This is a genomic window from Rhizobium sp. UFLA01-1127 (assembly GCF_059803845.1).
In genome coordinates this window covers 1-7,174 of the sequence record NZ_JAUQTZ010000215.1, presented here as the reverse complement: position 1 = coordinate 7,174, position 7,174 = coordinate 1, and the positions used below count along the sequence as shown (strand labels likewise).

Genomic DNA, 7,174 nt, shown 5'->3' with positions numbered 1-7,174 from the left:
GACATATTGCTCCACCTTGTCGGCCGCCTTGCCTGGAGGCGAGACTTCGACCTTGACCGGATTGGTCAGGTAATCGGAAGCGAGGTCGGCGATCGCCTTCGGCATGGTGGCCGAAAACAGCAGGGTCTGGCGCCTGGCCGGGACGAGCTTGGCGATCTTACGGAGATCGTGGATGAAGCCGAGATCGAGCATCTGGTCGGCTTCGTCGAGAACGAGGTGGGTGACATGGCCGAGCGAGATGGCACGGCGGTTGATGAGGTCGAGAAGGCGGCCGGGTGTCGCGACGAGAATGTCGGTGCCGCGCTCGAGCTGAAGCTGCTGCTTGTTGATCGACGCGCCGCCGACCACGAGGTTGATGCGCAGCGGCGACTTGCGCACGAAGAGCTTGAGATTGTCGGCGATCTGGTTGACCAGTTCGCGGGTCGGAGCGAGAATCAAGGTGCGGACGGTGCGGTTGTCGGGGCGCTTGGCCTCCTTCAACAGCATTTCGATGATCGGCAGGCCGAAAGCGGCCGTCTTGCCGGTACCGGTCTGGGCGAGGCCGATGAGATCGCGGCCCTCGAGAACGAGCGGAATGGCCTGAGCCTGGATCGGCGTCGGCGTGGCGAAGTTGTTCTGCGACAGCGTATCGACGATCTGCCTGGAGAGACCAAGCGAGTGAAAATCGGTCAATTCAATACCTTTCGGGGCGCCAAAGCAAATAGGCCGGGTCGCACCATGCGGTCCGGTCTGTCTCTGGCGTCAAGAACCCCGCGTGAAGTGGGAACTTGTAAGTTGGAAATAGCTTTCCAGCGCATCCGGCCGCAGCGCTTGGCGCGGCCTCATTATCAAAAGCGCTTTTGTCCTTCTCTTGCGTACAGATTGTCCCGCAGGGCACGCTCACGCGGCGGCCGGAAGGTGAAAGCTGAGGCGCATTTGGTCTTATTCACGCCCAAAGTCAAGGGGTGCGGGCGAAAGCTTTTCAACAAGTGGACGAAAATGCCGCCGGAAATTCGGCGGCATCCGAGATCGGAGACGATCGGTAGGGAGCTTCGTTGCCACCTTGCGGCGCCATCAGGCCTTAGCGGCAAACCTCGACACGATAGGGGCGGCCCCATCCATCGTGGCGCCATGCCCAGTAGCAGCTGGGATAGGGGCGCACATAGACCCGCTCGTAGACCGGGCCGTCGTAATAGGCAGGGTAGGCCGGATAATAGGCCGGGTAGGCCGGCCGCATGGCTCCAGCCGCCAAGGCGCCGCCGACGACACCTGCGGCAAGACCGCCGAAGAAGGCGCCGCGATCGGAGGCGCTGGCAGTTGTGGTGGTTACGGCGGCGGCGCTGCCAAGCGTCAGCGCGATCAAACCGGCCGTTGTTAAAGTGCGAAGCACAGACATTGACATCCCTTTCCCAAAACAGAGGGCTTCCAGCCGAAGCCGAGCTGTAGGTTGCGTGGGAAAGGGGGCGAGGTCGCGGCCAAAAAGAGGGCCGCGACATTAAATTTCATCCATGATTCGAGCGTAAAAGCTCTTTATTTTCAATTAGAAATCGGTTGGAACGCCGCCCTCTGCCTTGCGCTTGACGACAAAGGCATCGAGTTCTTCCTCGATGGCCGGATCAAGCGGGGGCCGTTCATAACGCGCCAACGTTTCCTTATAGACGCGGTTGGCGTGATCGTAAGTCGTGGGTCTTCCGGCTTCCGCCCAGGTTTCATTGTTTCGCCAGTCCGACAGGATCGGCGAATAGAAGGCGGTTTCGTAGCGAGCGAGTGTGTGTGCCGTGCCGAAATAATGGCCGCCGGGACCGACATCGCGCACGGCATCCAGTGCAAGGGCGTCGGCGCTGACATCGAGCGGCGTCAGGAATTCGGCGACCATCTGCAGCATGTCGACATCGAGGATGAATTTCTCGAAGGAGGCGGTAAGCCCGCCTTCGCTCCAGCCGGCCGCATGCAGCACGAAATTGCCGCCGCCCTGGGTCAGCGCCCACAGCGACAGTGCCGATTCGTAGGCCGCCTGGGCATCGAGCGTATTCGACGCGTTCGTGTTCGAGGTGCGGTAGGGAATGCCGTAGCGGCGGGCGAGCTGACCGCCCGCGATGACCGCCTTCATATATTCAGGCGTGCCGAAGGCGGGTGCACCGGTCTTCATGTCGACATTCGAGGTAAAGCCGCCATACATCACCGGCGCGCCCTTGCGCACCATCTGCGTGAAGGCGATGCCGCAGAGCGCTTCGGCATTCTGCTGCACCAGCGCGCCCGCGATGGTCACCGGCGCCATGGCGCCTGCAAGCGTAAACGGCGTCACCACCACCACCTGGCCGCGCGACGACATTTCGATGATGCCTTGCAGCATCGGTCCGTCGAGGCGCAGCGGCGAGGAGGAGTTGATGATGGTGAAGAGCGAAGGTTCGCGTTCCATCTGCTCCATGCCGATGCCGCGGCCGATGCGGGCGATTTCGATGGCGTCGAGATTGCGCTGCTTGCCGAGCGAATAGCAGTGGAAGGCCTTGTCGGTGAGCTTCACGATATCCGAGAGGCAATCGAGATGGCGCACCGAAGCATGGATATCGATCGGCTCCACAGGATAGCCACCGGTCATGTGGATGACGTCGAAGGACTGGGCGAGCTTGATGAGCTTGCGGAAATCCTCCTGATTGCCGGCTCTCCTTCCGCCTTCGCGGTCGGCGACGAATGGGGCGGAGGCAACCTGCGCGAAGACGAGATTGCGGCCACCGATCTCGACGTTTCTCATCGGGTTGCGGGCATGCAGGGTGAAGGTCGATGGAACGGAAGCGATCAGCTCCATGATCATGTTGCGATCGAAGCGCACGCGTTCCCTGCCCGACGTGACATCGGCGCCGGCGGCCTTCATGCGCTCACGCGCCTCCGGCAGGATGATGTCCATGCCGATCTCTTCGAGGATGGTCAGGGATGCCTCGTGAATGTCGTCGAGCGCTTCGGGCGACAGGAGTTCCGTGCGCGCGAGATTGTTGACGAGATTGAGATATTTCGTACCGCTCGGCTTACGGCTGCGTTCGGCGCCGCGCCCGCCGGCCCGCCGCCGCCGTTCGCCCGTCGCCGTTGCGATCTGCGCTTCGTTCAATGTCAGGCCTTCTTCTTCGCTCATGGCGATCGCTCCCAATTGTCCGTTGACGGATTCTTGGCAGAGTTTGTCCCGACGTGCCGCCGTCGTTTGCGACCAGGGCGTGACCGTTATAGGACAGTGCGTGGTCTGAACGCGACGTACAGCACCGATCAAACATGGTTAACACCTTGTTAAAACCAATCATGCTAGAGCGTCGTTTCATGAACTATCATGCGCGGTGAGAAGAGGGGCTCCGTTTGACCCTGGACGGTGAACTGCTTGACATAGTGTGCCGCCGGATCGCCAATCTGGACAGGCCTGCCTACATCAAGAACAGCGAGCTTCGGTACGTCGCCGTCAACGATGCCTATGCGCGTTTTTTTGGGCACGATATTTCCGATTTCATCGGCAATCGCAGCCATGACCTCCTCGATGCCGGCGAGAGCGCCGATAGAGAAGACAGGGAGCGCCGCGCTCTGGTCTTCGGTTCGGAGGAGGTGGCACTGTGCTTCGATGCCTCGGGCTATCAACGTTCGCGCATCCAGATCGAGAGTTTTTCCCCGTCCGAAGACCGCGTCTATATTTTTGGCGTGTTTCTCGAAGCGCCCGTCAAGAGACTGCATCAGGATCTCGACAATATTCTTCGCTCCATGCCGATCGGCGTCCTGATCCACGACAGCGATTATATCGTGGAATATGTCAACGACGCCTGCTACGACATTTGGGAATTCTCGAAGGAGGATCGCTTCGAAGGCCGCCCTTATCGGGACCTCATCGCCAAGCACTACGAGTTGGCGCATTTCGGATCCGACGGTGGCAGCATCGACGACATTTATCAGGCGCGTCTGGCTGCGCTCCGCCAGGCCGGTGAGCACCTGCAGACGGAAGTCAATTTTGCCGACGGCAAAGCCGTTATCATCGATGCCCGCCGCATTTCCGGCGGCCGGACGCTGATGTCCTATACGGATATTTCCTCCGTCAGACAGCAGTCCCAGGAAATCACCGAGACTCGTCTGGCGCTGGAGCGTCTCGGCGAACTCATGGCCGACGCCATGCAGGCCATGTCCCAAGGCCTGCTGATCGTCCAATGCGGTACGATCATGCTGGCAAACGATCGCCTGAAGGACATGCTGAAGCTACCGTCCGAGCTTCTCGAAGTCGGCAAAGACTGGTCCGCGGCATTCGATTACTGTGCAGAACGCGGCGATTTCGGCGAGAATTCCGAGGCTCTGAGGGCATCATGGGGCGAGAATATCGCAACGGGCAAGCCGATCTCCTGCGTGTTCCGGATTATCGGTGACCGCTGGCTGCAGCTGGAAGCCGCGATCGGCGAGCATCGTCGTTGGACGGTGGTGCTGACCGATGTCACCGAGATGAAGGAACGCGAAGCGGATCTGCAGCTGTTGCTGGCGCGCAGCAATACCGCGGACCGGGCAAAATCCGAATTCCTGACCCATATGAGCCATGAAATCCGCACGCCGATGAATGGCGTGCTGGGCATGGCGGAACTGCTCGGCAAGACCGATCTCGATGCCCGGCAGAAGACTTTCGTCGACATTATTGTGAAATCAGGCAATGCGCTGCTGACCATCATCAACGACATTCTCGATTTCTCCCGCATCGATACCGGTGACATGCATCTGCGGCAGGTGGCCTTCGATCCCGCCGAGGCCGTCGAAGATATTGCGACCTTGCTTGCCGCCGCGGCATCGGAAAAGAATATCGAGCTGATGGTGCACGTCGCTCCCGGCGTGCCGGCGGCGATGCTGGGCGATGCCGGCCGTTTTCGGCAGATCGTGACCAATCTCGTCGGCAACGCGATCAAGTTCACCGAGAGGGGACATGTGTTGGTGGAGCTGGATAGCCAGTCTGCGCCGGACGACAATATATTGCTCATGCTGCGTGTGGAAGATACCGGCATCGGCATACCCGAGGAGAAGCTCGATACGATCTTCGACAAATTCTCATTGGCGGATTCTTCCTTCGCGCGGCGTCTGGAAGGCTCAGGTCTCGGTCTTGCCATCACGGCCGGCCTCGTCGATCTTTTCGGCGGCTCGCTGTCGGTGAAAAGCGAATGGGGCAAGGGATCGGCTTTCACTGTGCATCTGCCCATGCCGCCGGTCGCAGCCCGAGGCAGGCTTCCGGAGCTGCCGGCAAATCTGAAGCGTGCCGGGATCCTGATCTTGGAAGACGATGAAGTACACCGTCGCATATTGACCGAACAATTGGCGCAATGGGGTTTCGACGGATATGCGGTCGAGGATGGCCGGACCGCACTCGCCATCCTCGATGCTGCCTTCGATATGGGAGTATCGGTCGATGCGATCATCATCGACTATAGCATGCCGGACATGAACGGCTATCATGTCGCACATAGCCTGCGCGCGGACCCGCGTTTCGAGGCGCTCCCCATCGTGTTTCTGACGTCGATGGGCGTCGCCGGCAGCGATAAGGAATTTGCAGCCGTCAAGGGTCAGGCGCATCTCATGAAGCCGGTGCGTGCCAACGTGTTGCGCAACACGGTCATCGATGTCGTCCGTACGTCGCGGCGGAAGAAAATGACCGGCCAATCGGGCTCAATGCAGCCTTCGGTAGCAACTGAAGCTGCAGCCGCAACTAAAGCGGACGATCGGATGGTGTCCGCCAAACCCGGCAATGCGATCGACGTCCTTGTGGCCGAGGACAATGAGGTGAACCAGATCGTCTTCACGCAGATCCTGCAGGGAACCGGCCTGCGGTTCCTCGTCGTGGAGAACGGTCAGGCGGCCGTGGACGCATGGCGCCAATTGCGGCCGTCGCTGATCCTCATGGACGTGTCCATGCCTGTCGTGAACGGTCATCAGGCGACCCGCATGATCAGGCAATTCGAGACCCAGGCCGGGCAGGGATGGCACGTACCCATCGTCGGGGTAACGGCGCAGGCGCTGGATGTCGATCGCGTCATGTGCATGCAGTCGGGCATGGACGATTGCATGTCCAAGCCGATCAGCCCCGAACTTCTCGAGGCGAAGATCGAGCGCTATCTGGGCGGTACCGCTTTTCAGGCCGATCGTTCCAGGAACTAGCCGGGCTTGACGCCGCAAAGCATTTCCCGCTTGCCGGCGAAGCCCTTGCGCCGCTCCACCACAAATCCTGCCGCCTGCAGGTTTCGCCGCACGAAGCCGGCGGCCGCATAGGTGGCGAAGGTGCCGTTCGGAACCGTCTTTTCGTGGAGCGCCTGCATCAGTTCCGGCGACCACATGTCGGCATTGCGGGAGGGTGCGAAGCCGTCGAGATACCAGGCGTCGAAGCTTTGCCGAGCATGCCTGACACCCTCAAGGGCCGGTCCGCAGACGACGGTAAGGCGCGTATGCGCATCGAGCTTGAGTGACACGACACCCTCGGGACGGCTCGGCCAGGCGGCGGCAAGCGCCTGGCGCTCGCTATCGATTTCGGACCAGTGCGACAGCGCGCGATCGATCTCCTCGGCCTGCATGGGATAGAGTTCGAAGGACATGAAGTGCAGCGTCGAACCCGGGGCTGCTAGCTTCCGCCATTGGCGCCAGGTCTCGCAGAAATTCAGGCCGGTGCCGAAGCCGAGTTCGCCGATGAGGAAATCCTGTTGCCCCTGCCAGCGGTCGGGAAGGCCATTGCCGGCCAGAAAAACATGGCCGCATTCCAGCCTGCCATCCGTCTGGCAATAAAAATGGTCGCCAAATGCGGACGAATAGGGCATATCGCCGTCGCGCCATTCGAGCTCCGGGCTTGCAGCATGGGTTTCGGACGCCTTGGTCCTATCGGAAACTGGATCAGTCATGGAAAAAGCCGATAATCCTCCGAGACCTGCCGGTCAATCGTCCGTCGATCTGCTAATCGTCGGCGGCGGGATCATGGGCATATGGGCGGCTGTCCATGCCGAGCGCCTTGGCATCCAGACATTGCTTGTCGAAGCCAGCCATTTCGGTCAGGGGGCGAGCGGCGGTCTGCTGGGCGCGCTGATGCCGCACATGCCGGACAAATGGTCCGACAAGAAGCAATTTCAGCTCGATGCGCTGGTATCGCTGGAAGATGAAATTACGGCGCTGGAGGCGATGACCGGCCTTTCGGCGGGCTACCGCCGCGCCGGACGGC

The 7,174-nt window shown here is 60.7% G+C and carries 6 protein-coding genes; 2 read left to right on the top strand and 4 right to left on the bottom strand.

Annotation, left to right across the window (positions count from 1 at the left end):
- The 3 genes from Q4Q11_RS30215 to Q4Q11_RS30205 all read right to left on the bottom strand — a co-directional run.
- A partial coding sequence (locus Q4Q11_RS30215) for a DEAD/DEAH box helicase (RefSeq protein WP_498571777.1) occupies positions 1-672 on the bottom strand: 672 nt, incomplete at its 3' end.
- Positions 673-1,060: 388 nt separating this feature from the next.
- Positions 1,061-1,375 (bottom strand): hypothetical protein, encoded by a 315-nt coding sequence (locus tag Q4Q11_RS30210; RefSeq protein ID WP_113223544.1) that lies wholly within the window; start codon positions 1,373-1,375, stop codon positions 1,061-1,063.
- Between the two features lie 144 nt (positions 1,376-1,519).
- Positions 1,520-3,106, bottom strand: coding sequence for a trimethylamine methyltransferase family protein (locus tag Q4Q11_RS30205; RefSeq protein WP_112505473.1), 1,587 nt, complete (start codon positions 3,104-3,106; stop codon positions 1,520-1,522).
- Positions 3,107-3,321: 215 nt separating this feature from the next.
- Between Q4Q11_RS30205 and Q4Q11_RS30200 the strand changes: the two genes are divergently transcribed.
- A complete protein-coding gene (locus Q4Q11_RS30200; RefSeq protein WP_498571776.1) occupies positions 3,322-6,129 on the top strand; it encodes a response regulator in 2,808 nt (935 codons plus the stop codon).
- On the opposite strand, the gene mnmC2 is transcribed toward Q4Q11_RS30200, so the two are convergent.
- Positions 6,126-6,860, bottom strand: a complete 735-nt coding sequence (gene mnmC2, locus Q4Q11_RS30195) for a tRNA (5-methylaminomethyl-2-thiouridine)(34)-methyltransferase MnmC2 (RefSeq protein WP_113217346.1) — start codon at positions 6,858-6,860, stop codon at positions 6,126-6,128. The genes Q4Q11_RS30200 and mnmC2 overlap by 4 nt on opposite strands.
- Between mnmC2 and Q4Q11_RS30190 the strand changes: the two genes are divergently transcribed.
- Positions 6,859-7,174: FAD-dependent oxidoreductase (locus tag Q4Q11_RS30190; protein WP_498571775.1), on the top strand; the 316-nt coding region annotated here is incomplete at its 3' end. The two genes, mnmC2 and Q4Q11_RS30190, sit on opposite strands and share 2 nt — an antisense overlap.

Bases quoted from the DNA above. Each gene is read 5' to 3' on its own strand.
- Q4Q11_RS30210 (WP_113223544.1), bottom strand. From the start codon at position 1,375: ATGTCTGTGCTTCGCACTTTAACAACGGCCGGTTTGATCGCGCTGACG.
- Q4Q11_RS30205 (WP_112505473.1), bottom strand. From the start codon at position 3,106: ATGAGCGAAGAAGAAGGCCTGACATTGAACGAAGCGCAGATCGCAACG.
- mnmC2 (WP_113217346.1), bottom strand. From the start codon at position 6,860: ATGACTGATCCAGTTTCCGATAGGACCAAGGCGTCCGAAACCCATGCT.